Origin of the sequence: Salinimonas lutimaris (assembly GCF_005222225.1) — a bacterium.
Classification (GTDB): domain Bacteria; phylum Pseudomonadota; class Gammaproteobacteria; order Enterobacterales; family Alteromonadaceae; genus Alteromonas; species Alteromonas lutimaris.
This window is the reverse complement of record NZ_CP036536.1, coordinates 1,500,557-1,524,721: the sequence shown is the minus strand read 5'-3', so window position 1 is coordinate 1,524,721 and position 24,165 is coordinate 1,500,557. Positions and strand designations below refer to the sequence as shown.

At 50.1% G+C, this 24,165-nt stretch carries 20 protein-coding genes; 9 read left to right on the top strand and 11 right to left on the bottom strand.

Annotated elements, in window-relative coordinates:
• Window positions 1-3 precede the first annotated feature (3 nt).
• From hisIE to EZV72_RS06425, 7 genes are all read left to right on the top strand, one after another.
• Window positions 4-621 (top strand): bifunctional phosphoribosyl-AMP cyclohydrolase/phosphoribosyl-ATP diphosphatase HisIE, encoded by a 618-nt coding sequence (hisIE, locus tag EZV72_RS06455; RefSeq protein ID WP_137166467.1) that lies wholly within the window; start codon window positions 4-6, stop codon window positions 619-621.
• 134 nt (window positions 622-755) lie between these two features.
• Window positions 756-1,427, top strand: coding sequence for a signal peptidase I (lepB, locus tag EZV72_RS06450; RefSeq protein ID WP_232364522.1), 672 nt, complete (start codon window positions 756-758; stop codon window positions 1,425-1,427).
• 135 nt (window positions 1,428-1,562) lie between these two features.
• Window positions 1,563-2,018: an Hsp20 family protein gene (locus EZV72_RS06445; RefSeq protein WP_137166466.1), complete on the top strand. Its 456-nt coding sequence runs from the start codon at window positions 1,563-1,565 to the stop codon at window positions 2,016-2,018.
• Between the two features lie 107 nt (window positions 2,019-2,125).
• Entirely contained in the window at window positions 2,126-2,569 is a 444-nt protein-coding gene (locus EZV72_RS06440; RefSeq protein ID WP_137166465.1) for an Hsp20 family protein, read from the top strand.
• A 121-nt stretch (window positions 2,570-2,690) separates the two neighbouring features.
• Window positions 2,691-3,152 (top strand): Hsp20/alpha crystallin family protein, encoded by a 462-nt coding sequence (locus tag EZV72_RS06435; protein WP_137166464.1) that lies wholly within the window; start codon window positions 2,691-2,693, stop codon window positions 3,150-3,152.
• A 293-nt stretch (window positions 3,153-3,445) separates the two neighbouring features.
• Window positions 3,446-6,067 carry a TonB-dependent receptor plug domain-containing protein gene (locus EZV72_RS06430; RefSeq protein WP_175405060.1) on the top strand — a complete coding sequence of 874 codons (2,622 nt, stop codon included), beginning with the start codon at window positions 3,446-3,448 and terminating at the stop codon, window positions 6,065-6,067.
• Window positions 6,068-6,271: 204 nt separating this feature from the next.
• Window positions 6,272-8,875 carry a TonB-dependent receptor gene (locus EZV72_RS06425; protein WP_137166462.1) on the top strand — a complete coding sequence of 868 codons (2,604 nt, stop codon included), beginning with the start codon at window positions 6,272-6,274 and terminating at the stop codon, window positions 8,873-8,875.
• Window positions 8,876-8,975: 100 nt separating this feature from the next.
• Here EZV72_RS06425 and EZV72_RS06420 read toward each other — a convergent pair whose 3' ends face one another.
• From EZV72_RS06420 to EZV72_RS06370, 11 genes are all read right to left on the bottom strand, one after another.
• Window positions 8,976-10,133 (bottom strand): alanine racemase, encoded by a 1,158-nt coding sequence (locus EZV72_RS06420; protein ID WP_217495179.1) that lies wholly within the window; start codon window positions 10,131-10,133, stop codon window positions 8,976-8,978.
• Window positions 10,133-10,531, bottom strand: a complete 399-nt coding sequence (locus EZV72_RS06415) for an MAPEG family protein (protein ID WP_137166461.1) — start codon at window positions 10,529-10,531, stop codon at window positions 10,133-10,135. The genes EZV72_RS06420 and EZV72_RS06415 overlap by 1 nt, the downstream gene beginning before the upstream one ends.
• A 253-nt stretch (window positions 10,532-10,784) precedes the next feature.
• A complete protein-coding gene (gene adk, locus EZV72_RS06410; RefSeq protein ID WP_137166460.1) occupies window positions 10,785-11,429 on the bottom strand; it encodes an adenylate kinase in 645 nt (214 codons plus the stop codon).
• A 300-nt stretch (window positions 11,430-11,729) separates the two neighbouring features.
• The gene (htpG, locus tag EZV72_RS06405) at window positions 11,730-13,652 is read right to left on the bottom strand and encodes a molecular chaperone HtpG (RefSeq protein WP_137166459.1); all 1,923 of its coding nucleotides are present in this window, start codon (window positions 13,650-13,652) and stop codon (window positions 11,730-11,732) included.
• A gap of 173 nt (window positions 13,653-13,825) precedes the next feature.
• Entirely contained in the window at window positions 13,826-14,425 is a 600-nt protein-coding gene (recR, locus tag EZV72_RS06400; RefSeq protein WP_137166458.1) for a recombination mediator RecR, read from the bottom strand.
• A gap of 328 nt (window positions 14,426-14,753) precedes the next feature.
• Window positions 14,754-15,080: a YbaB/EbfC family nucleoid-associated protein gene (locus tag EZV72_RS06395; protein ID WP_137166457.1), complete on the bottom strand. Its 327-nt coding sequence runs from the start codon at window positions 15,078-15,080 to the stop codon at window positions 14,754-14,756.
• Between the two features lie 33 nt (window positions 15,081-15,113).
• Window positions 15,114-17,735 (bottom strand): DNA polymerase III subunit gamma/tau, encoded by a 2,622-nt coding sequence (gene dnaX, locus EZV72_RS06390; RefSeq protein ID WP_137166456.1) that lies wholly within the window; start codon window positions 17,733-17,735, stop codon window positions 15,114-15,116.
• 27 nt (window positions 17,736-17,762) lie between these two features.
• Window positions 17,763-18,290 carry an adenine phosphoribosyltransferase gene (apt, locus tag EZV72_RS06385; protein ID WP_137166455.1) on the bottom strand — a complete coding sequence of 176 codons (528 nt, stop codon included), beginning with the start codon at window positions 18,288-18,290 and terminating at the stop codon, window positions 17,763-17,765.
• A 409-nt stretch (window positions 18,291-18,699) separates the two neighbouring features.
• Complete coding sequence (locus EZV72_RS06380; RefSeq protein ID WP_137166454.1) at window positions 18,700-19,440, bottom strand: HvfC family RiPP maturation protein; 741 nt, start codon at window positions 19,438-19,440, stop codon at window positions 18,700-18,702.
• On the bottom strand, window positions 19,440-20,267 hold the full coding sequence (locus EZV72_RS06375) for an HvfB family MNIO-type RiPP peptide maturase (protein WP_137166453.1): 828 nt from the start codon (window positions 20,265-20,267) through the stop codon (window positions 19,440-19,442). Before EZV72_RS06375 ends, EZV72_RS06380 begins: the two co-directional genes overlap by 1 nt.
• A gap of 49 nt (window positions 20,268-20,316) precedes the next feature.
• Complete coding sequence (locus EZV72_RS06370) at window positions 20,317-20,739, bottom strand: HvfA family oxazolone/thioamide-modified RiPP metallophore (protein ID WP_137168678.1); 423 nt, start codon at window positions 20,737-20,739, stop codon at window positions 20,317-20,319.
• A 316-nt stretch (window positions 20,740-21,055) separates the two neighbouring features.
• On the opposite strand from EZV72_RS06370, the gene EZV72_RS06365 reads away from it, so the two are divergent.
• Both EZV72_RS06365 and EZV72_RS06360 read left to right on the top strand, forming a co-directional pair.
• Entirely contained in the window at window positions 21,056-21,940 is an 885-nt protein-coding gene (locus EZV72_RS06365) for a nitrate- and nitrite sensing domain-containing protein (protein WP_175405059.1), read from the top strand.
• A gap of 67 nt (window positions 21,941-22,007) precedes the next feature.
• A complete protein-coding gene (locus EZV72_RS06360) occupies window positions 22,008-23,984 on the top strand; it encodes a methyl-accepting chemotaxis protein (protein WP_137166451.1) in 1,977 nt (658 codons plus the stop codon).
• The last annotated feature ends 181 nt before the right edge of the window (window positions 23,985-24,165 follow it).

The window sequence follows — 24,165 nt, the reverse complement described above, 5'->3', positions numbered from 1 at the left end:
GCCATGATTATTGATTTATCAAACATGACCGAACTGGCCTGGGACAAAATGGACGGTTTACTGCCAGCGATTGTTCAGGATGCTGTGACCGGTAAAGTACTGATGCAGGGTTATATGAACACTGAAGCATTAAGTACCACACTGGAATCCGGTAAAGTCACCTTTTTCAGCCGCTCCAAACAGCGTCTATGGCAAAAAGGCGAAACCTCAGGTAACACGCTGGACTTGGTTGAAGCTGGCTGTGATTGCGACCACGATTCACTGCTGATTCTGGCCAACCCGAACGGCCCGACGTGTCACACTGGCGCAGAGAGCTGCTGGTTTACCAGCAATGCCAGCGATTTTACCTTCCTGGCTGATCTGGAACGGGTTCTGGCAGCGCGCAAGTCTGCTGACCCTGAGTCCAGCTACACTGCTCGCCTGTATGCCAAAGGTATCAAGCGCATTGCCCAGAAAGTAGGTGAGGAAGGTGTGGAAACAGCCCTGGCAGCCACCGTACACGATAAGGAAGAGCTGAAAAATGAAGCAGCGGACCTGCTGTATCATCTGACGGTGTTATTGCAGGCCAGCGATATGTCAATGTCCGACGCCATTGCTGTGCTGCGCGAGCGACATAAATAGGTGTAAGCCATACACTATCAGTATCAACATCAAGGAGCGCTAATACCGCTCCTTTTTTATTTTCATTTTTTGTGTAATAAATCTGCCGGGCTGCTGACTACCAGAGTAACCCACTACTTTTTTCAGGAATCACTGTGCCGGTAAAATCTGTTGTTACTGTACTAAAAAATAACCTCGGTTTTCTGTTCGCTATGCTGCTTATGTTTAGTGTCAGAAGCAGTCTGGCCGACTGGTATCATATTCCGTCAGGCTCAATGCTGCCAACCGTTGAAATCGGCGATCGTGTTTTAGTTGATAAAACCGCCTACCGCCTGGAAGCCCCCTTCACCAATACCCTGCTGATGCAAACCGGACTGCCTGACCGCGGCGACATTGTGGTTTTTGAAAGCGCAGCTGCCGGTGAGCGGCTGATTAAACGGGTCATTGGCCTGCCGGGTGATACCGTGGCCATGCATCAGCACCGGCTTACCGTAAACGGTGAGCCTTTTACCTACATGCAACAGCACAGTCAGTTGCTTGAAACAAATTTGCAGGGTAATACCTACACCATCGCTATCAGCACCACGCATGATCGGCTGGCCGATTTTAGTCCGGTGACGATACCAGATGGGTATGTGCTGGTGCTTGGGGATAATCGCAGTCACAGTGCCGATTCCAGAGTGCATGGATTTATTCCTGTAACAGAAATTAAAGGAAAAGCGGTTCGGGTGGTTGTTTCTCTAGACAAGCATCACCATTATTTACCCCGTAGCCAACGATTCTGGCTGCCGCTGGTTCAGGCAAAACAGCAAGATGAAAAAATTTGAAAATTTTCTCTTGAAAACCTGTTTAACGGACCTACATAGATATTGTCGGCGCTGAAAGGTCAGGCCGACAATACCGCCGCCGATTTTCGGGGCAAACTTAAATTTTACATATTGCTTAATTTTGAGGATATGACTATGCGTACTATCGATCTATCTCCACTATACCGTTCATTCATTGGTTCAGACCGTCTTGCTTCACTGATTGACGCTGCCAACCGTGCAGACAGTCAAAGCACCTATCCGCCGTACAATATTGAATTGTTAGGCGACGATCAGTATCAGATTTCTATTGCCGTGGCCGGTTTTGGCCGTGACGATATCACCATTGAAGCACAGGACAACGCCCTGACCGTCACCGGTAAAAAGCCCACTGCAGAAACGTCTGAAACAGAACGTAAGTTTTTGCATAAAGGCATTTCAGAGCGCAATTTTGAACGCAAATTCCAGCTGGGTGACCATGTAAAAGTCACCGGTGCAGCAATGAACGATGGCCTGCTTCACATTACTCTTGAGCGGATTATTCCCGAAGCGAAAAAGCCGCGTAAGATCGAAATTGGTAGCCGTACCTACGACCACCAAAGCGAGCAGTAAGCCCGCACTCTTTAAGCCAAGGGGCCGGCTTATTCAGGCCCCGACTGTATCGCCGCCATGCGGGATACTCTCACTAAACCATATTGCTTGATTGCGAGGATATGATTATGCGTACGATTGATTTTTCTCCACTATACCGTTCTTTTATTGGCTCAGATCGTCTGGCTTCGTTAGCCGATGCTGCCACCCGTGCTGACAACAGCAGCAGTTATCCGCCGTACAATATTGAATTGCTGGGCGAGGACAAATACCGGGTATCCATGGCTGTGGCCGGTTTCAGTAAAGACGATATCAGTATTGAAACCCGGGAAAATACCCTGACGGTGGAAGGTAATAAGCCACAAAGCGATACTGGCGACGAACGCAAGTTTTTGCATAAAGGTATTTCCGAGCGCAACTTTGAGCGCAAGTTTCAGCTGGGCGACCATGTAAAGGTCACTGGCGCTGACCTGGCTGACGGCCTGCTGCATATCGATCTTGAACGGGTTGTGCCGGAAGCGGAAAAACCTCGTCAAATTGAAATTTCAGGCAATCTGCTGCCAGACAAATAATCTGATCATCGGGGCTGGTGATGCCGGCCCCTTTAAAACAGTCCCTTTTTTAATCACGTGATACTGCCGCAATGTTAAGCGGGGTTCACAGGCATATTGCTTAATAGCGAGGATATGACACATGCGTACTATTGATTTTTCCCCTGTATACCGTACCTTTTTTGGCCCCGAGCTGCGCTCTGCCCCCCGTCGTGCGGGCAAGCCCGAGACTCAGCGAGCTGCTAATACAAGCGCTACGCGCGCAAATAGCCCGGTTCAGTACAATATTGAACAGACCAGTGATGATCTTTATCACATCACGCTGGCCGTGCCTGGCTTAACCAAAGACGATGTAAAGATTGAGCTTAAAGAGCAGGTACTTAGCGTCACTGCCGGTCAGACCAAAACGCAGGACGACAACACAACCCAGCGGCAGTTTTTGCATCGGGGCTTTAGCACGCCATCGTTTACCCGCCAGTTTACGCTGGGCGAGTATGTAAAAGTCAAATCGGCTTCCGTGGCCGATGGCATTCTTCAGGTGAAACTTGAACGAGAGCTGCCCGAAGAAAAGCAACCCAGAAAGATTGAGATAAACGCAGCCTGACAGGTTTGCGCTCCCTGATAAACACCGTTTCCTTGTGTGTTCCTTTTGCCCGGTCAACCTGACCGGGCTTTTTTTATTAAGTTCCGCAACCGGCATGCCAGGCATGGCGAATTGTTAGCCATTCGTCGCACTTTTCAGGCTGATTCTTCCTGTTTTCCTTTTCCCTGTTCCCGGTTTTGCATACCATCTATGTCCTTCAAACGGAGTAAGTTCCGTATAAGAAACTGATGTCTGACAGCCATAACAGTTCGACCGGCCATACAGTGTCATTGTTATTACTGAGGAAACAACACATGAAGCAATTCAGCTTATCCCGCGTCGCCAGCACCTTGCTGGTATCGCTGGCCCTGGCACCGGCCACCTCGCTGGCCCAGCAAGAAAACCAGAATGACCAGAACGCATCCGCTGAGCAGGAAGCTGAGCAAATCCTTATCCTGGGTACCCGTCGCCCGGGCCGCTCTGTGGTACAAAGTAATGTACCTGTGGATCTGATTGACTCTGACACACTAACCGCCGGCGGCTTTAATGATATTAGCCGTCAGTTACAGAATGTGGTGCCCAGTTTTAACTTTTATCAGCCGTCGCTGGTTGATGGCACTGAGCATATCAAGCCTGCTTCACTGCGCGGGCTGGCGCCAGACCAGACCCTGGTGCTGGTTAATGGCCGTCGTTTTCACAGCAGTGCCCTGCTTAATCTGAACGGCACTTCCGGTCGTGGCTCAGTGTCGGTGGATCTGAACTCCATTCCCTCGGCAGCGATTGAGCGGGTTGAAATTCTGCGGGATGGCGCGGCAGCCCAGTACGGCTCTGATGCTATTGCCGGGGTGATCAATATCATCACCAAAAAAGACAGCGAAGGCGGCATGGTGTCGGTTACCGCGGGTAGCTATTTTACCGAACTGGACGGCGTACCTGAAATGACCGGCGTGCAGACAGACGCCAGCGGCAATATTCTGTCAAACGGCTCTAACCGGGTAGCCGGTATTTACGGTGACAATATCAGCCGCGACGACGGTGAAAATATCAATCTGACCGCTAATATTGGTACTAGTCTTGGCGATGATGGTTATCTGAACATCACCGGTGATTTTGTTAATGCCAACAGCACGAATCGGGCAGGTTATGACGACGGTGATACCTATCCGCTGATCGATGGTAACTTTGACCCGCGTGAAGCCACGGTTGACCGTAACCGGTTTAATTTTGGCGCACCAGACAGTGAGTCCTATACAGTACTGGCCAATGCCGGATACTACCTGAATGACTCAGCCGAGTTATATTCCACCGTCACATTCCAGGATAAAGAAAGCATTTCTGGTGCGTTTTTCCGCGAAGCCGGAGACGAGGGTCTGTTGATTCAGGATATTTACCCTAACGGTTTTACCCCGCAAATAATGGCTGAAATTACCGACTGGTCTTTTCTGGCCGGGGTAAAAGGCAGTACCGAGCACTGGGACTATAATGCCAGTGTAACAACGGGCACCAACGAGGTCGACTACACCACATTTAATACCGCCAACCCAACGTACGGCCTGGATACCCCCACCCGGTTTTACGGTGGCCAGCTGGCATCTACCCAAACCACGTTTAATTTTGATGCATCCCGGTTTTTAGATGTGCCGGGACTGTTCTCGCCGCTGTCTTTTGCCATTGGTGCTGAATATCGTCGCGACGATTTTGAAATTAAATCCGGCGATGAAGAAGCCTATACTAACCGCCAGGCACTGGACGACAACGGCCAGCCGGTGTTCGATGACAGTGGCGCGCCGGTGTATCCGGGTAACGGGTTGTTTGCCCAGGGCGCACTGTATTTCTCTGATACCTCCCAGGTGGATGTTGACCGCCACTCCTATGCGTTTTATGTCGACCTGGATGCCGATATCACAGAGCGCTGGAATGTGACGCTGGCCGGCCGGTTTGAAGATTATTCTGACTTTGGCACCACCAGCAACGGTAAACTGGCTACACGTTATACGTTCAGCCCGTCATTTTCTGTTCGCAGCTCGGTCAGTACAGGTTTCCGTGCGCCGTCTTTGCAACAACAATACTACACCGCCATTAACACCAATTTTGTACTGGGGCAGATGCTGGAAGTGGGTACCATTGCCTCAACCGCACCGGCAGCAGTGGCGCTGGGTGGCAGTCAGCTACAGGCTGAAGAGTCGACCAATATCAGTGTAGGCTTTACCTGGAGCCCCATTGACCGGCTTACCATCACAGCCGACGCGTATCGCATTGATATTGATGACCGGGTGGTACTCTCTGAAACCCTGGGTGACAGTGATGACGAAGCCGCCATTGTAGAGCGCGTGTTTGCCGAAAATGGTATTGAGGGTGTGGGCGCGGTACGCTTCTTTATGAATGGGGTTAACAGCCGCACTGAGGGTATTGATATTGTTGCCAACTACAGCCTGGACGACGTGTTTGCAGGTACGCTGAATCTGTCTGCCGGCGCCAACTTTAACGACACTGAGGTCAGTGATGTGGTGGCCTCTGCCGGTCCGACCGATCTGTTCGAGCCAGACCAGTTGTTTGCCCGCCGTGAACGCGCCCGTCTGGAAAATAACGCGCCGGATACTAAGGCGAATCTGACCGCCAACTGGCAGGGTGAAGCGGTATCACTGATGTTGCGGGCCAACTACTATGGTGAAGTGACGCAGCCAGGCACGATTTCAGCGACCGATATCACGGTAAAATCAGCCACAATCTTTGATGTCGAGATCGGTTATCTGATTACCGATGACCTACAAGCGAAAGTCGGGGTGAATAACCTGTTCGACAAATATCCGGAATCAGCGGTAATTACTGATGCACCGGATGTGGGCCAGTTTGATTATATTCTGCCCTATCCCAACTTCTCTCCGTACGGCTTTCAGGGGCGTTACGCTTACGCCAAGCTAACCTACACATTCTAAACCCACAACATTACATCTACCGGCCCTGTACAACAGGGCCGGCTTGTCTGTGCTGTCACATTCTGCAACAACTGTAAATCTGCGGTAACTTATTGTCACATTTTACCCAAAGATCATAATTGCAACTAAAGTCTAAATTGTGATATTCATCCTTATGTAGCTTTAGCGTTACTTAAAAAAATAATTAGTGAATAAGGAAATATCATGAAACATGGCGTAAAGCCCTGCGCACTGGCTGTCAGCCTGGCGCTAATGGGCCTGTCCTCAGGTTTAACACACGCACAACAAGACACTTCCACGGAACAAACTGCTTCAGGTATGGAGCGTATTGCTGTTACAGGCTCGCGTATCAAACGCACTGATATCGAAGGCCCCTCTCCGATTCAGTCAATTGATGCCACCATGATTGAAGGCATGGGTTATGAAAACCTGCAGCAATTACTGGAACGGATGCCGTCCACCGGCGCCGGTACATTCTCAACCCGCGGTAACAGCCAGGATTCCACTGCCAACGGCGCCGCTGCTGTGTCGTTACGTGGCATGGGCCCGGATGCGACTCTAGTACTGATCAACGGCCGCCGGGTGGCAATCAGTGCTTTTGCCGAAAGCATTACCAACTCATTTGTCGATATTAACTCTATTCCGGTTTCCGCCATCGAGCGAATCGATATTCTAAAAGACGGCGCATCAGCTATTTATGGTTCTGACGCTGTGGCCGGTGTAGTAAACGTTATTTTGAAAAAAGACTTTGATGGTCTGGAAATTAACGTTGGTTACGGCGGTACTGACGGTGATGCCAGCTATGATGAAACCACCATGAATATGGTGTGGGGCAATCAGTCTGACAAAGCCAGTACCACGGTAATCATCGATTACTTTAAAAACAGCCGTCTGGCGGCAGATGAAATGGGCCGGTTTGGCACTGCTAATCAGGAACCCTACGGCGGCATGGATTTTCGTTCGTCTCGGGGCTACCCGGGTTATTTCTATGTTGATGGCGTGAAAACCATTGATCCGGATTGTCCGGCTGACAGCGCCACCGCATCGGGCAGCTGTCTGTTTGATTACGGCCCTTTTGGCCTGACCATTCCTGAGGCAGAGCGGGTTGGTTTTATTGGTCAGTTTGACTACAAACTAAGCAGCGACCTGACAGCATTTATGGAAGTGGCGGTACAGCATAATACGTCTGAGGCCGGTGGTGCCGCAACGCCGCTGGATGAAGATGCCGGTTTAACCGCACCGGGGTCACACCCGAACAACCCGTTTGGCCAGGATGTGGAAATTGGTCGTTATCGTCCGGTTGATGCCGGCGCCCGTCGCTGGGATATTTCTACTGATACGCTGCGTTTTGTGGCCGGTCTGAAAGGCATGATCGGTGACTACGACTGGGAAGCCTCTGTGCAAAAAGGCCGCAGCAAGTCAGAGCAGACCGGTAATCAGTCACAAGGCTGGGTACGGGTAGACTGGCTGCAGGAACAAATTAACCTGGGCAACTACAACCCGTTTGGTGGGGTGACCAATCCGCAGTCAGTAATTGATGAAATCACCACCAGCCTGGTGCGTCGTGGTGAGTCTCGCATGACCAGCGCGGATGCGCATATCAGTGGTGAAGCATTTGATTTTGGCGACGATGTAGTGATGATGGCCGCCGGGGTTGAGTATCGCGAAGAACAGGTGTCAGACATTCCTGACATTCAGTTCCAGCAAGGCCTGATTTTTGGCACTGAGTCGGTATCGGCTAACGCCGAGCGCGATCAGTACGCTGCCTATCTGGAACTTTCTATTCCGCTGCTGGAAGAACTAGAGCTGCAACTGGCTGGCCGTTACGATCACTACAGTGACTTTGGCAGCACCACCAATCCTAAGATTGCGCTGCGCTGGGCTCCGAATGACGAAGTCACCGTTCGTGGCTCATGGGCACAGGGTTTCCGCGCCCCGTCACTGGCTCAGGTGGGTCTGGGTCCGTCTGAAAAGAGTCAGTTCTTTGTAGACTCCTACCGCTGTGAAGCAACCGGTCTTGACTGTGAATCACTGGATTACAACATCCAGTTCTCCGGTAACCCGAATCTGGAAGCCGAAGAATCAGAATCCTGGAACGTGGGTGTTATCTGGGCGCCGGTACAGGAACTGGGTTTAAGTGTGGATGTGTGGAGCATCACGCAGGATAACAAGATTGACGAGCAGCAGTTTGGCCTGGTCTATGACGCAGAGTGTAATGACCAGAATAGTGAGATCTGTGTTCGTCTGCCACCACAGGACGGCGCTTCACTGGGCGTACTGCAAAAGATTTTCAATACTTACCAGAACGTAACTTCTCAGGAAGCGTCCGGTGTCGACTTCAGTGCCAACTACATGCTGGCCATGCAGGAATACGGTGAACTGAAGTTTAACCTTGACTGGTCTTATCTGAATAAGTTTGAGAAAGACAATCTGGATTATACCGGTGAATACGGCTACCCGGAACATCGCTGGCTGTTTGGCACGACCTGGCGTCTGGGTGCATTTGATGCCAATCTGAACATCAGCTACATCGGTGAATTTGAAGATACCCCGGATATCGACTTTGACGGCATTCTGGATTTTGAAGATAACACCTCTCGCACCGTGGATTCACAGGTACTGGTGGACCTTCAGGGTGGCTGGAACTACTCAGACAACGTGCGTCTGGTGGTGGGCGTAAACAACCTGTTTGACGAAGAGCCTCCATTTGCTATTGGTGATGGCGATGGCGACCTGTACGGTTATGTAAGCAGCATTCATAACCCGCGTGGCCGTTTCCTGTACACCAAGGCGACTTTCCGCTTTTAAGTAAGCCTGCTATGAACTAAACAATGCGGTAAACGATAAAAGCCCTGTTCTGACAGGGCTTTTTTGTATCATGCACAACAATGTTGTTGCTGACACAGGCTTACTCCCAGCCGTTCACCCGAGACCAGATTGCGCTGATGCTCTGATTGTCCTCAGTCACCTGGTAATGGCCGAACTGACCCGCGGTGGCACAGGCGTGAACCGGCAATATGCGCAGCATGGTGCCGTAGGCGAACGCGGCATCAGGCTCTTGCCCATCCACATGCTGGATAATGCCATGCTCCTGGTTGGTCTGGCTGACATACCAACCGCTTAATACATTGCCCTGAATATCACACACCAGTCCATATCCGCAGTCATTAGCATGGCCTGACGTGCCCTGGTCGCGGGACAAGGCCATCCAGCCTGCATCCACCAGCACCCAGCCTTTATCCGGCTGCTGGCCAATCACGCAGGTGACCACCGACATTGCAATATCAGATACCGAACATACGCCCAACCCGGCCATGACTAAATCAAAGGTGGCATACACGCCGGCGCGCAATTCAGTGATTCCTTCGCGGGATACATCGCTTAACACAGTAGGCGTTGAGCCCACCGACACCATCTCACAATCAAAGCCGGCCGCTTCCAGCCGGGCCACGGCAATCAATGTCTGGTCACACTCCTGCTGCGCCATGTGATTGCGGCTTTCTTCGTCAAAACAACCATAAGAAGCCCCGGCATGCGCCATTACTCCGGCAAACCTGAGCGACGGGCATTGTGAGAGTAACTGGGCAACAGACAGCAGATCCGGCGATTCAGGGGTGATGCCCGCCCGGTGGCCGTCAGTATCAATTTCAATCGCCACAGACAATGGCTGAGTCGTGGTATTGTGCTGCTGTGCATTTTGCTGATTGACTAGTTCGGTTAACTGGCGGGCAGCAGGCAGGCTGTCAGTTACTACCGTCAGTGCCACACCCGATTCAAGCAACGCACGTACAGCCGCAAGCTTATTGGGGGTCAGCCCTACCGCATACAGAATATCGCTGTATCCTGCCTGAGCAAAGGCCCGGGCCTCTGCCAGTGTGGACACGGTTACCGGCATAGGCACAGGGGCATAAATCTGCGCCGCCTCCAGGCTTTTAAGGGTTTTTACATGGGGGCGCAGTGCTACCCCCTGCCGCTCACAATGCTCGCTCATGCGGCGCGCATTGGCCTGTAACCGGGAACTGTCAATAAGACAGGCTGGCGTAACCAGTTCATTAATCCTGGCCACTACAGCACCGTGTGGTGAATCATATAAAGATTCGTGGTGGCCAGGAACAACATGGCAAAAAAGGTTAGTAACATACCGGCAACGCGCTGCCAGCTGGCGCCATTGTGATGACGTAAACCATAGGCATGAGCGATGCGACCAAACAGCAGCGCACAGGCACCTACGTGCAATACCCAGCTCACACCACTGAGGCTTTCCAGGCACGCCAGCATAATCAGCGTAATGGGCACATATTCAGCAAAGTTTCCATGTGCCCGGTTAAGCCGCTCGAGCTCAGCACTGTTACCATTACCCAGGCTGATTTGCTCACGCCGGCGTACGCTGATAACCGCGATAGATAAATATAAATAACACAGCCCAAGCAGGCTGGCATAAAATGCGGTGATGGGTAAGCCCATTATCATCCTTCTCCCGGTGTTTATTATTCGCTGGTTCTTCAGCATGGTTTAGCGGCACATCGCCGGTGCTCCGTGCTGTACCTCATTGTTACTATGTCATCGACCGGCTAAACGCGCAAAAGTTTAACCGCTTTAAACACAAAAAGGCCTGAGTCCGACAGCATATCGAAATCAGGCCTTTGCGCAACTGGCCAGGGCACTTCAGGCCCCTACCGTCGCTTGATTACTGCAACACGTGGCAGTCAGCGTAAACTCAGCCCAACAGGCTGTTCAGTTGCTGGCTTACTTCATCAACCGGCTTGGTGCCATCCATTTTATGGTATTCACAGTTGCCTGCTTCGGCTTCTGCGGCATAGTAGCCCACCAGCGGTTTGGTCTGTTCGTGGTATACACCCAGACGATGACGAACTGTTTCTTCTTTATCGTCTTCGCGAATGATTAGCTCATCGCCCGTCTGATCATCTTTACCTTCATTTTGCGGCGGATTAAACACCACATGATATACACGGCCTGATGCCGGGTGAACGCGACGTCCGCTCATACGCTCAACAATCACTTCATCCGGTACATCAAATTCAATCACATGATCAATTTTGATGCCGGCATCTTTCATGGCATCAGCCTGCGGAATAGTGCGCGGGAATCCATCTAACAGAAAACCGTCTTTGCAGTCGTCCTGTGCGATACGCTCCTGAACCAGCCCGATGATAATGTCATCAGACACCAGTTTACCTTCATCCATTACTCGTTTTGCTGCCAGGCCCATATCTGTGCCTTCTTTAATCGCTGAGCGCAGCATGTCACCTGTAGAAATCTGAGGGATACCAAATTTACCCATCAAAAACTGTGCTTGTGTTCCCTTACCGGCACCCGGTGCGCCAAGAAGAATAATTCGCATCGTCGCGATCTCCGCTTTTATTTTTAAACTTTCGGCACTTTACACATTCAGGCTACCAGTGACAAGACCACAGACCATATAACCTGCAAGGATAAGACTAAAATCGCATGAGAGACATAAAATAATGTAAGCATTCCTGAACACTCGGCTCAGCTCACCAGTGGCGGGGCTTGCGCGTTCTGTGACAAAACCAGCAGAACGGGAATTCCGGGTCCTGAAAAGGCAATAAAACTGCTACTTTCAGCCAGTTATAAAAAAAGCGGGCATGAAAGCCCGCTTTTTATACATTTTACAACAAATTTACTTTGCCATTGTCATCAGCAATTCGTTCAGATTCTTCACAAATGCAGAGGGATCTTTCAGGCTGCCCTGCTCTGATAACGCGGCCTGATCAAACAGCACATTGCTCCACTGATTAAACAGCGACTCATCCTGTACATCAGCCAGCATTTTCACCAGGCTATGTTCCGGATTCAGCTCAAAATGATACTTCACGTCAGGTACCGGCTGACCGGCCGCCTGCATCAGTTTCATCATCTGCGTTGTCATGCCGTTTTCGTCGGCCACAATCACCGCCGGAGAATCAGTCAGGCGGTGCGTGAACTTAACATCCACCACCTTTTCACCCAGCGCAGTTTTAATACGCTCTGGCAAACCTTCTACTTCTTTCTCTGCTTCTTCCTGGGCTTTTTTGCTTTCTTCGTCGTCCAGATCGCCTAAATCCAGATCACCTTTAGAAATTGACTGGAACTGCTTACCGTCAAACTCTGTCAGGTGCGACATCAGCCACTCGTCAATGCGCTCGCCCATCAGCAGCACTTCAATCCCTTTCTTGCGGAAGATCTCAAGGTGCGGGCTGTTTTTGGCCGCCTGATAGCTGTCTGCTGTCACATAATAAATCTTTTCCTGACCTTCTTTCATGCGCTCCATGTAGCCAGCCAGTGAAGTAGTCTGGGCATCCGATTCAGCATGAGTCGAGGAGAAGCGCAGCAGACCGGCGATTTTTTCGCGGTTGCTGAAGTCTTCAGCCGGGCCTTCTTTGAGCACGTTACCAAACTCATTCCAGAACGACTGATACTTTTCATCGTCGTTCTTCGCCATTTTTTCAAGCATACCCAGCACACGCTTGGTACAGCCCTGGCGCAGCGCCTGGGTAATTTTGTTATCCTGCAGAATTTCGCGAGACACATTCAAAGGCAGATCATTGGAGTCGACCAGACCTTTTACAAAGCGCAGGTACGTTGGCATGAACTGCTCAGCGTCATCCATAATGAACACGCGCTGTACATACAGTTTCAGGCCATGACTCTGGTCACGGTTCCACATATCAAACGGCGCTTTGGCCGGAATGTATAACAGACTGGTGTATTCTGTTTTACCTTCAACTTTGTTATGCGCCCAGCTCAGCGGATCGGCAAAGTCATGAGAAATGTGCTTGTAGAATTCAGTATATTCTTCTTCACTGATTTCTGACTTATCGCGCGTCCACAGGGCCGTGGCACGGTTTACCACTTCCCAGTGACCTGGCTCGGCCGGAATCTTCTCACCATCAGGGCCATCACGTTCTGGCACTTCTTCTTTGTACATCTCAACAGGAATGCTGATGTGGTCAGAATATTTGCTCACAATCGAGCGCAGACGCCAGTCATCCAGATACTCGTTTTCATCTTCACGCAGATGCAGAACAATCTCAGTACCACGAGTTGGCTTGGTAATTTGCGCGATGGTAAATTCGCCTTCACCGTCAGAAATCCACTCTACCGCGTCATCTTTGGCCGCACCGGCTGCACGGGTACGTACGGTAACCTTATCTGCCACGATAAAGGCAGAATAAAAGCCCACACCAAACTGACCGATAAGCTGAGAATCTTTGGCTGAATCGCCCGACAACTTGCTGAAGAAATCTTTGGTGCCTGACTTTGCAATCGTACCCAGGTTGGCAATCACCTCGTCGCGGTTCATACCAATACCGTTGTCGGCAACAGTGACTGTTTTAGCTTCTTTGTCGACGCTAATGCGAACATTCAGCTCGCTGTCACCTTCGTACAGGCTGTCATTTTCCAGCGCACGGAAACGAAGTTTATCCGCCGCATCTGCTGCGTTGGATACCAACTCGCGCAGAAAGATTTCCTTATTCGAATAAAGAGAGTGAATCATCAGACTCAGAAGCTGTTTTACTTCTGTCTGAAAACCATGCGTTTCTTGTTGGGCTGTTTCAGCCATAACCAGAGTCTCCTAGTTAGATGGAACGTAAGATACACAGGGAAGTAGGGACTGGTACGCAGCTTTTCAATAAGAAGAACGCAAAATTTTGCATCTGAACGCACAAAGCGGGTATTAATTGCACGATTTGTGGCTGACCCGGATACCTGCCAGCCAAAATTCGCAAAGGAGTTTTAAAGTTTGCGACGTCCTGAAAACGCATGAGTAAGGGTGTTGCCGTCAATATATTCCAGCTCCCCGCCTACCGGTACGCCATGAGCGATACGGCTGGCAGAAATATCATACTGGCTGCACAGCTGAGCAATATAATGCGCTGTGGCCTCCCCTTCTACCGTTGGGTTAGTGGCCAGAATCACCTCTTCTATGGGTTCTTCTTTGAGGCGCAGCTCCAGTTCATCAAGGCCGATGTCTGACGGGCCAATGCCATCAATAGGAGATAAATGTCCCATCAGCACAAAATAGGTGCCCTGGTAGGACGAGGTCTGCTCAATGGCCAGTACATCCTGCGGACTTTCCACAATACATAACAGCCCGCTGCTGTTGCGCCCCGGGTGCTGACAAATTTCACACACGGTTTCTTCAGTAAAGGTGCGACAGCGCTGACAATGCTGGATATGCTCCATGGCATTATGCAGCACCGTACTAAGCTTAAGCGCCCCTTCGCGGTTACGCTCAAGCAGGCTGAACGCCATACGCTGGGCGCTTTTATTCCCCACACCGGGTAGGCAGGTTAAAGACTGAATTAACTCTGATAATAACGGGCTGAACTTCATAAGGTGACGGATTCACTGTTAGTGACAATAAAAATACAAGGGATATTTAATCACGACAGGCTTTGCGGGGTCGAGGATAAGTGATCAAAAAAATAACTGTGAGACGTTTTATCTGATGCTTTTGACAAGTAAAGCCGAAGCAACAGGAGAATTCAGTACCCGAGTGCAACACAGGCAAAGTCAGGCGGTCTTAAGTAAGACAACCCGAACCGTATTGACCGGCTTGTCTTATCGGGTATTGGTACTTACTTCTTGCTCAAACACAAAAAAGCCCCGCACTTGCGAGGCTTTTTCGGAATCAGAAGCAGAATATGTCTGCTTTGAATAATTAAAACGGCATTTTGAAGCCTGGAGGGAGTGGCATACCGCCAGTGATGTCGCCCATTTTTTCTTTGCTGGTTTCCTGTACGCGGCGTACTGCGTCGTTAAATGCAGCAGCAGTCAGATCTTCCAGCATGTCTTTGTCATCCTCCATTAAAGACGGATCGACTTCTACACGGCGAACATTGTGGTTGCATGTCATGGTCACTTTTACCATACCTGCACCTGATTCACCGGTTACTTCCATCTGCGCAAGTTCTTCCTGAGCTTTTTGCATGCGATCCTGCATTTGCTGCGCCTGCTTCATGATGTTGCCCATTCCGCCTTTAAACATGTTCTTCTACCTTTACTCGTTGTGTTACCGACATCAGCGTGCTCTCACCGACTCATCGATGACCCGTGCGTTAAATGCTTCGCTCAGCTGAGTGAAAAGCGCATCATTGGTCACCACAGTCTGTGCATACTGCTGACGCATAGTGTTAATTTTTTGCTGCAGGGCAAACGGTGTCTGCTCCGGCTTACCGATATTGATATTCAGCTCTACCGGTTGCTGCATGGCAGTTTCCATGGCCGCCTTAACCTGCGCAATTGCGTTATCATTGATTAAATGCGCCTGACTGTCATCTAATTCAAGCATTACCGTACTGTCTTTTTGCGAAAAAGCAGAATGCAGTACAATTTGTTTAACCAGACCGGCAACCGGCATCTGTGAAATCAGCTGGCTCCAGTCATCAATCTGATTCGCATCCAGTAGCTTATCACCATTGTCCAGATACGCCGGCAGCGCGCCTTCAACAGACTGAACCGTACTGACTTCCGGCACTTGCTGAGGTGCCGATGATGGCTCACTGGCAGGCTGTGCAACCGGCTCTGCATCCTGAGGCTCTGTACTCTGACTATAGGTTTCAGGCTCAGTGGGCTCATTCGCTGTCATTGGCGCTGTTGATAGGGCAGGCGCGGGCATATCCCAGGGTGGAATATCCTCCATCACTGGTTCAGATAGCGCTGCATCGGGTAATGCCTGCGGTACCGGCGCTGCACTGGCCGTATTGTCAGCTTCTGGCGCAGGCGCTGCATGTGCCGGAGCACTGTTAACCGGCTCGATGCCAGAATCAGATTTACTCGCTTCGCGCCGCGGGGGCACAAAGCTGGGTTCCGGCTCAGGCTTTTTTGCCGCTTCAGCCTCCAGCCCTCGCGCACGCTTAAGTCGCTGGCGCAAGGCAATCATGTCCTCGGTTGAGGTCAGCTGCTGCTCGTTGTCTGGCCCGGTGTGACTGCTCGCCGCCTGACTCTGCGCCCCCTGCTCTTGTTCATTAACAGGCCGTGAGTCCTGCATCGCCTGAATATCTTCAGGCATGGCGTTATCACCCATATAACCATAGTCTTCATCCATCGGTGGCATTTCGTCAAAGAATGCCGGCGGCATAGACTCATCGGTCATCGCTGCTGAGGGCTGAGGATTATTACTCTGCGGATGTTGAGTCTCAGAAGATTGTGCAATCTGAGCCTCTGCAGGCTGAGACTGGCCAGGCTCTGTTGCCTGTTCAGGCGAGACAACCGGCGTTACACTAGCGGTTTCAGTAGCCGGGGATTGGTCTGGCTGTTCAGCGTCTAAAGACTGAATATACTGACTGGCTTCGGTTTCAATCGCTGCCTGCTGCGCAGCAAGGGCAGGATCATCATCCTCATCGTCCTTATCAGACTCATTGCTTGGTGCATCGTCTGCGCTGGCAGTTTGTTGGGCCTGCGCGCCGGACTGACTATTGCCATCAGGTTGTTGCTGCTGCGGAGCAGTTGGCTGGGCAGAGTGTGACTGCGTGGGCGAAGATGGGCCGGCTAACCCGCCTGGCGTAATGTTTTCAGGCTCCAGTTCGCTGATAATTTTTTCCGCATCGCCGACCGGCGCTGCAGGAGCAAACGACATCATACGCAGCAGCGTCATCTCCAGTGCGCTTTTACCGTCCACCGCGTAAGGCAGATCCTTACGCCCCTGTAGCGCAATCTGATAATACAGCTGAACCTGTTCAGCCGCGCACTGCTTGGCCAGTGCGAAGATAGCCCGGGCAGAAGTGGTTTCCAGCTTGCAGGTTTCCGGTACCCACTGGGTCAGCGCTATCTGGTGCAGCAAACTGCTGAGTTCGGCCAGAACCTGCCCGTAATCGGGAGCCTGCTGCGCCATTTGCTCAACCAGCTGAAGCACTTCAGCCGGGTCTTTTTGAACCACCGCATAAAGCAGTTTTAGCAGCAGGTTTTTATCCATCAGGCCAAGCATGTCGGTGACAATCTGTTTGAGGACCTGATTATCTCCCTGGGCAATCGCCTGGTCGGTCAGGCTCAGCGCATCACGCATACTGCCGTTGGCTGAACGGGCCAGCAGCGCCAGTGCAGGCTCTTCAAAAGGAATACTTTCCTGGCTCAGTACATGATGCAACTGAGTGGAGATTTGCTCCCGTGACAGCGCCTTCAGATTAAACTGCAAACAGCGGGATAAAATCGTCACCGGCAGCTTTTGCGGGTCCGTGGTGGCCAGCAAAAACTTGACGTGCGGAGGAGGCTCTTCCAGGGTTTTTAACAGTGCATTGAAGCTGTGTTTTGACAGCATGTGCACTTCGTCTATCAGGTAGACTTTAAACCGGCCCCGGGTCGGCTTGTACTGTACGTTGTCCAGTAGCTCCCGGGTATCTTCCACCTTGGTACGTGACGCCGCATCGATTTCCAGCAGATCAACATAGTTGCCCTGCTCTATCTCAACACAGGTGGCGCACTGCCCACACGGGTTAGAACCCTGGCCTTCCTCGCAATTCAGGCTTTTGGAAAATATTCGGGCGATGGTGGTTTTACCCACCCCGCGGGTACCGGTAAACAGATAAGCATGGTGCAGACGGTTGTTGTCTAATGCATTAGCAATCGCTGAAACAACATGTTCCTGCCCGACCAGCTCAGAAAACCGGCCAGGACGCCATTTACGAGCTAATACCTGATAACTCATCGACCACACTTCTCCATTAAACTCAGATTAATATTCACAGATTGAATATGTCTGTACGTCCATTTCATGCAGTTTTTTATCGCCACCCAGTTCAGGCAGGCCAATAACAAAACCGGCGTGATCAACACGACCACCCAGACGACGAATCAGCTTGGCAGAAGCAGCAATAGTGCCACCGGTAGCCAGCAAATCATCAATTAACAGAACATTATCGCCTTCATTGATCGCGTCTTTGTGGATCTCCAGCGTGTCAGTGCCGTATTCCAGCTCATAGGTTTCGCTAACCACTTCGCGAGGAAGTTTATTGGGTTTACGTACCGGTACAAAACCGATACCCATTTCGATGGCCAGAGGCGCACCAAACAGAAAGCCACGGGCTTCTGTGCCGGCCACTTTGTCGAATTTAATATCTTTATACTTTTCCAGAAGTAACTCGATACACGCACTGAATGCTTTATGATCTTCCAGTACGCTGGTTACATCGCGGAACATGATGCCTGGTTTAGGGTAATCGGGCACCGTTTTTACAACTGATTTAATGTACTCAGCAGTCACAATAACGCCTTATCTTTGTGCTGGTTATAGCCAGAATGTGAACCAGCCGCAAATGACATGCAAAAGCGGGAAAGCAATCAGTACTGCAACAGATCCAAGAAACCACCACATATTGTAGGATTCTTTAAAATTGTCGTCGCCAGCCATGGGATGTACCTTACAATTTTGTTCACAAAAAATGGGCGTAAATGGTAATCGAATGGACTCTGGAATAACAGTGTTAGATGAAAATTCCATACCTGTTCGGGTGCGATGTGAACGATTTACGATGCTATTTACCAAAGATGTGAGTCAATACCGTCACTTTGGTTGCAGAACGCCCGTCTGCCAGCCTGTAGGTAGTTTATTTGACTACCTGGGTAAAAATAGCAAAGAAGTGGTTAAAAAGACATCAGGCAATGACATGAATTCATGCCACTGCCCATACTATCTGACGGGTCAGCAATTGATGCAGGGTTTGCTCGAATCCGGCGGTAACCGTGTTCTGCGGCAACTGCGGCATGGCGGCAAACATCGTGTTTAACAAGGCCTCTGGGGACTGGGCCCGGGCCAAGTTCTGAATAAGAAAGGCGGTGGTATCGTTAACCTGCAGAAACTTAACGTCAAAGTCGCTATTTCGCCATACCACGTAGTAAAGCGGTGTGGGGGATGCCGCTTCAGGTAAATAATCCGGGCCGATGAGATGAACCGGATACTGATAAGACACCAGTTCGGCCAGCGGCGAACAGATGAGCTGCTCAGGTAAGCCAGCCTCAGACCACACAAAGGCTGGGTGTTCGTGCTGACGAATACTGACATCCAGCTCCAGCCACTCATAGTGTGCCAGTTCCAGAGTAAAGGGTGGCAAGGCCGATAGGACCTCAGGCTGCCCACTTAAATAAATCAGAAACTCATGACTAATCTGGCTAAAATAAGGCGTGGTGCAATCATGTCCGGCAAAAAAACACTGAACAGCCCGTTGCCAGACTTCATCGCTGACTACTGAACGTAGTACCGGAAAGCCGTTTTCTAAAAAGGTGTTCACATTATTAAATAACAGCGACTGATATATCTGCATTCGCCGGGCTTCATCCGTGCTGGCAAAGTGAGCTTTATCAGGGTGTCTGACAGCGTCAGTAAATGCTTGCTGTGCTTTGGTGAAATCCTGCATCAGGCACTCCTTGCATGAGTAGTCACAGATGCCTGAATCTGCTTGATTCTGGCCACTTCTTTAAGCAGCACTGCCAGCGGGGGAATATTAAAATCGCGCTCCAGCAAAGTCGGAAACACGCCGTGTACCTGGTAAGCCTCTTTCAACAGTTGCCATACCGGCTCGATAACATCGGCTCCGTGGGTGTCTACTTTTAAATCATCAGCTTCGTCATAGTGACCTGCAATGTGACCATAAACAATTTTATCTGACGGCAAGCTGCGTAAAAATGCGTGAGCATCGTAATTGTGATTGATGCTATTGACGTAGAGGTTATTCACATCAAGCAATAACTGGCATCCAGACCGGGATAAGACCTCACAGGTAAAATCCAGCTCAGACATCTTTTGCGCCGGGGCAATATAGTAAGAGGTATTTTCCAGTACCAGCGGGCGCTGCAAAATGTCCTGTACCTGCTGGATTCTGCTTACAACATGGGTCACCGCATCCGGGGTGAAGGGGATGGGCATTAAATCATACATATGGCCATTGGCCGAGCAGTAGCTCAGATGCTCTGAATACAACGTGATCTGATGCTGATCTAAAAACTGCTTAATTTGCCTGACTAACGAGAGATCCAACGGATCGCTGCTGCCGATTGACAGCGACAAACCGTGTGTCGTGACTGTTGCCTGTTTAACACACTGGGCAAACTGTTGTTGATATCGTCCGCCCATCGGGATCCAGTTTTCCGGCGCCACTTCCCAGAAATCCACCTCCGCGGGTAGCGAAGGCAGTAATTCACCAAGCATTTCCCGGCGTAAACCTAAACCTGCTCCAGCCATCATTATCTCCTGAAATCAACACTGCCCGGTGACAGGCAGTGTCGGTTAACCATTATGCCGCGCCGCCGCATTTGCCCTCGCCACACTTGCCTTCTTTGGTCGCTTTGTCACCGCCGCATTTACCCTCGCCACACTTGCCTTCTTTGGTCGCTTTGTCGCCGCCGCATTTACCCTCGCCACACTTGCCTTCTTTGGTCGCTTTGTCGCCACCGCACTTACCCTCGCCACACTTGCCTTCTTTGGTCGCTTTGTCGCCGCCGCATTTACCCTCGCCACACTTGCCTTCTTTGGTCGCTTTATCGCCGCCGCACTTACCCTCGCCACACTTGCCTTCAGCAGCAAACTGCATGTAGCCAGACTCTAGTTCCTGCATACCAAACGGATTGGTTTGTGCCACTGCCGCACCGGCAGATAATGAGCCGATAACCACGGCACCCAGGGTTGTTGCTAACAGAGTATTTTTACTTTTATTCATCATTGTTTCCTCGTGAGATGTTTGTGGTGTTTATTACACCTGCTTTAAAAGACCTGTCAGTGCGGCTAGTAATTTCATCAATTGTTAAATAATTTACACAAAATATATAAGTGATTAAAAGATGACAGATTTTCATCGTTTTTTTATATCACTGCTACACTTCTATAAGTTAATTTGTCAGGAATAAGATAAGACAATGTCTTTACGGCAGTTAAAAATAGCAGCGATTTTAGGGATTATTTTTGCGTGCACCGTCATTTTGCTTTTGGCTCAACGCTGGTCTGAAGAATTACAGGGAAGGAAAGTACAAGCCCGTATGCAGCAGTATGTTGAGCTTTTCCGGCATATTGATGCACTAACTGAGTCGGTTGCAAAAGAGCGTGGCTTAACCGCCGGATACGCATCCACCCCTACCCCGATAATAAAGAAAAAAGTAGACAATCAGCGCCTGCAATCAGACTCGGACTCAGGGGCTTTGCAAATGCTTGCTGATAAGATGCGGCGTGAGGGCACAGCAGTCCCATTACAGGTAGACAATTACCTGAGTGAACTGAGCCACCTCAAGACAATTCGCGATGATGTAGACAACAAGGTGATGAATTCCGCTTTTTTACGTTATAGCACACTGAACCAGCATGCACTGGATGCTTCACAGGCGTTGTCCTATATGATTGGCAGCGCCAGTTTTCAAAGTAGTCTGACCAAGATTCTGATTATTTCTGAGCTTAAAGAGCGCTACGGACAGCTAAGAGGCAAGGTCAACGGCATTCTCAGTGAAGGAAATATTAACGAAGAATCACGTTTACAGATGCGGCTGTATCATTATCAAACCGGATATCTGCGCAAACAACTTGAATCCCAGTTATCAGACCATGAAGCCCGTCAGTTCAGCCATCTGATTGATAACAAATACACCCAGAAGATCGATGCTATTTCCGAACACCTGCTGGCCAGTGATGACCTGTCTAGTCTGCCAAAGCCGCAACAGTGGTTCAGAATGGCTACGGCCCATATAGAAAACCTTAATCCGGCAAAAACTTACTACTGGGAAAATGTCGTGACCCAAAAGCAAGTACAGCAACCGTTGACATACTCAGCTGGCTTTATTTTTTCAGTGATGGGGCTATGTGCTATGGCTGTCATATATATGTTTTTTGCGTTGGTAAGTGCCCGTCCGGCGTCAGACGACAAAAGTATGTAGGCAATTTTGTGGTGATTAACTAGGGTTAATATGTGTAGTTGAGTTTTTGTGCAGGGAGCTGGGTATTTTGCGTATTGTTAAACAATTTTCACTCATACAGCTTATGGGCCTGACTGCTCTGATTATGGGCAGCCTGATGGTTTTTCTGGGCTACAAACTGATTACAGCCAGTATTCAGAAAAATCAGCAAGCTACACAGGATACACAACTCATTGTGCTTATCGACGCGCTTGAAAAAGTGGCCCACCACCATGCGATTGAACGAGGCCTGACTGCCGGTTTTCTGGGTAACCCAACTAGCGAAAACCAGCAAAAGGTTAGAGCTCAGCGGGAACGGGCTGATAATGCAATTGTTCATTTACAAAATGTAGTCGCCCGCCCGGACTTAGCAGGCTTCAGCACCTCACAGGGGCTTTTGCGCAAACAACTGGAAATCAAGCCATCGGTGCGGCAACAGGTGGATAATCAGAACGGCGCGGGGGTGTTTGCTTTTTATAGTACTCTCAATCAACTGGCGTTGGATAATGCATTGAGTCTGACATTCAATGTAAAAAACAAGGATGCAGGTAATCAGCTTGCCATCGCGCTGAAGCTGGCAGAACTCAAGGAAAGAACGGGTCAGTTGCGGGGCAAAATCAACGGAGCGCTAGCCAGTCAGCAGGTAAGTGATACCGCACTGGCCGAAATAGCCGGCTTTAATAACCGAAAACAAATGCTGAGCGCGCAAATTGCCAGTCAGTTAACTGGCCCTGAATTAGTTGCTTTTAATACAGCGATGGGTAGCGATGCGGCGATGATGGTAAACGCCATCGCCGCCGAGTTTGATAGCAATATTGACTTTGCCACACTGCCTGACTCTCAAACCTGGTTTGCTGCCGCCACTCAATTGATTGGTCAGGTAAAAAAGATTGTAGACCTACAATGGGATTCGATCAGCACCGATGCGAGCCAGGTTAAAAAGGAATCCAGCATCGCCATGTGGTGGTTAAGCGGCTCGATGCTGCTGATAGTCCTGATTACCCTGTTGATGTTCTGGGTAATGGTGAATCAGCTTAAATCGCAGATGAATCTGCTAACCTTCGGGCTTGAGCAAATCAGTGACAGGGGCGATCTTACGTACAATGTACAGCTGAATTCCAAAAGTGAACTTGGGCAGGTTTCTCAGGCGGTCAATAAAACCATTATGGGGCTGCGTATTTTAACCAGCGGACTGAAAGCCTCCATTCAGGCCAGTAGTCACCTTAGCGGAAAACTAAACAGTGCCAGTATTGAATTGGTGGATGATTCGCAAAGTACTGAGCAAAAGTCGATTGCCATTGCCAGTGCGGTGGAAGAAATGGCAGTAACCAGCAATGAAATTACGCAGGCTGCAGTGCGTACTTTAGAGGCAGCAAGAAGCCTGGACGGTATGGCTGACAGTGCTCAAATGGCAAATAATCAAATACGCCAAACCATGCAGGCACTGCTAAGTGATATGCAGTCCGTGCAGCAAAGTGCAGCTGCAATGGAAACACAAGTCAGTCAAATCAGTCATATCCTTGAGGAAATTAATACACTATCTGATCAGACAAACCTGCTGGCACTGAATGCAGCGATTGAAGCAGCACGCGCCGGAGAGCATGGCCGTGGTTTTGCCGTTGTGGCAGATGAAGTTCGAAAACTTGCCATGGGCAGCAGGGAGTCAACAGACCGTATATCCGCCTTACTGGCCAGTTTACAAGAAGCCAGTAATGTGGTGGTAAATGATGTAAATAAGAATACCGAAGCAGCCACCACCGCCCTGTCGATCACGGAAAGCGGTGAATCGACAGCCAGCGAAGTAAAAAAAGGTGCTGCCAGTGTAGAGGAGATGGCTAACAGCATGTCAGCGGCAGCTGAACAACAGTCACTAACAGTAGCGCAGATTGCGCAAGATATTATAGAAGTACAGCAAGCTGCCACACAGGAGCTTAGCATTGCCAACAGTCTGCGAGGCCTGGCCCAGGAAATGAGCACTAACAACCAGGTTATGTCTGACACCATGTGTAACTTTAAGCTGGATTAGTATCTTTACCCTCATACCATTTTTCCTCAGCAAGGCTGTTCCAGCAGATCGCTGTACACACGGGCATGACAGAATGTTTCTCACCCGTCGTTCATAAATCGGGCAGCGATATCCGAAATCTCTTTGGTAACATGGCTAACTTTGAAAGATAACGTTTTACTTCCTCCTGTCGTCACGGAAT

Excerpts from the sequence above, each read along its gene's own strand:
- EZV72_RS06415 (WP_137166461.1), bottom strand. The coding sequence starts at position 10,531 with ATGGGCTTACCCATCACCGCATTTTATGCCAGCCTGCTTGGGCTGTGT.
- recR (WP_137166458.1), bottom strand. The coding sequence starts at position 14,425 with ATGAAGTTCAGCCCGTTATTATCAGAGTTAATTCAGTCTTTAACCTGC.
- EZV72_RS06430 (WP_175405060.1), top strand. The coding sequence starts at position 3,446 with ATGAAGCAATTCAGCTTATCCCGCGTCGCCAGCACCTTGCTGGTATCG.
- htpG (WP_137166459.1), bottom strand. The coding sequence starts at position 13,652 with ATGGCTGAAACAGCCCAACAAGAAACGCATGGTTTTCAGACAGAAGTA.
- EZV72_RS06365 (WP_175405059.1), top strand. The coding sequence starts at position 21,056 with ATGCAGCAGTATGTTGAGCTTTTCCGGCATATTGATGCACTAACTGAG.
- EZV72_RS06445 (WP_137166466.1), top strand. The coding sequence starts at position 1,563 with ATGCGTACTATCGATCTATCTCCACTATACCGTTCATTCATTGGTTCA.
- EZV72_RS06375 (WP_137166453.1), bottom strand. The coding sequence starts at position 20,267 with ATGATGGCTGGAGCAGGTTTAGGTTTACGCCGGGAAATGCTTGGTGAA.
- dnaX (WP_137166456.1), bottom strand. The coding sequence starts at position 17,735 with ATGAGTTATCAGGTATTAGCTCGTAAATGGCGTCCTGGCCGGTTTTCT.
- adk (WP_137166460.1), bottom strand. The coding sequence starts at position 11,429 with ATGCGAATTATTCTTCTTGGCGCACCGGGTGCCGGTAAGGGAACACAA.
- EZV72_RS06425 (WP_137166462.1), top strand. The coding sequence starts at position 6,272 with ATGAAACATGGCGTAAAGCCCTGCGCACTGGCTGTCAGCCTGGCGCTA.
- EZV72_RS06440 (WP_137166465.1), top strand. The coding sequence starts at position 2,126 with ATGCGTACGATTGATTTTTCTCCACTATACCGTTCTTTTATTGGCTCA.
- EZV72_RS06380 (WP_137166454.1), bottom strand. The coding sequence starts at position 19,440 with ATGCAGGATTTCACCAAAGCACAGCAAGCATTTACTGACGCTGTCAGA.
- EZV72_RS06370 (WP_137168678.1), bottom strand. The coding sequence starts at position 20,739 with ATGAATAAAAGTAAAAATACTCTGTTAGCAACAACCCTGGGTGCCGTG.
- EZV72_RS06395 (WP_137166457.1), bottom strand. The coding sequence starts at position 15,080 with ATGTTTAAAGGCGGAATGGGCAACATCATGAAGCAGGCGCAGCAAATG.
- hisIE (WP_137166467.1), top strand. The coding sequence starts at position 4 with ATGATTATTGATTTATCAAACATGACCGAACTGGCCTGGGACAAAATG.
- EZV72_RS06435 (WP_137166464.1), top strand. The coding sequence starts at position 2,691 with ATGCGTACTATTGATTTTTCCCCTGTATACCGTACCTTTTTTGGCCCC.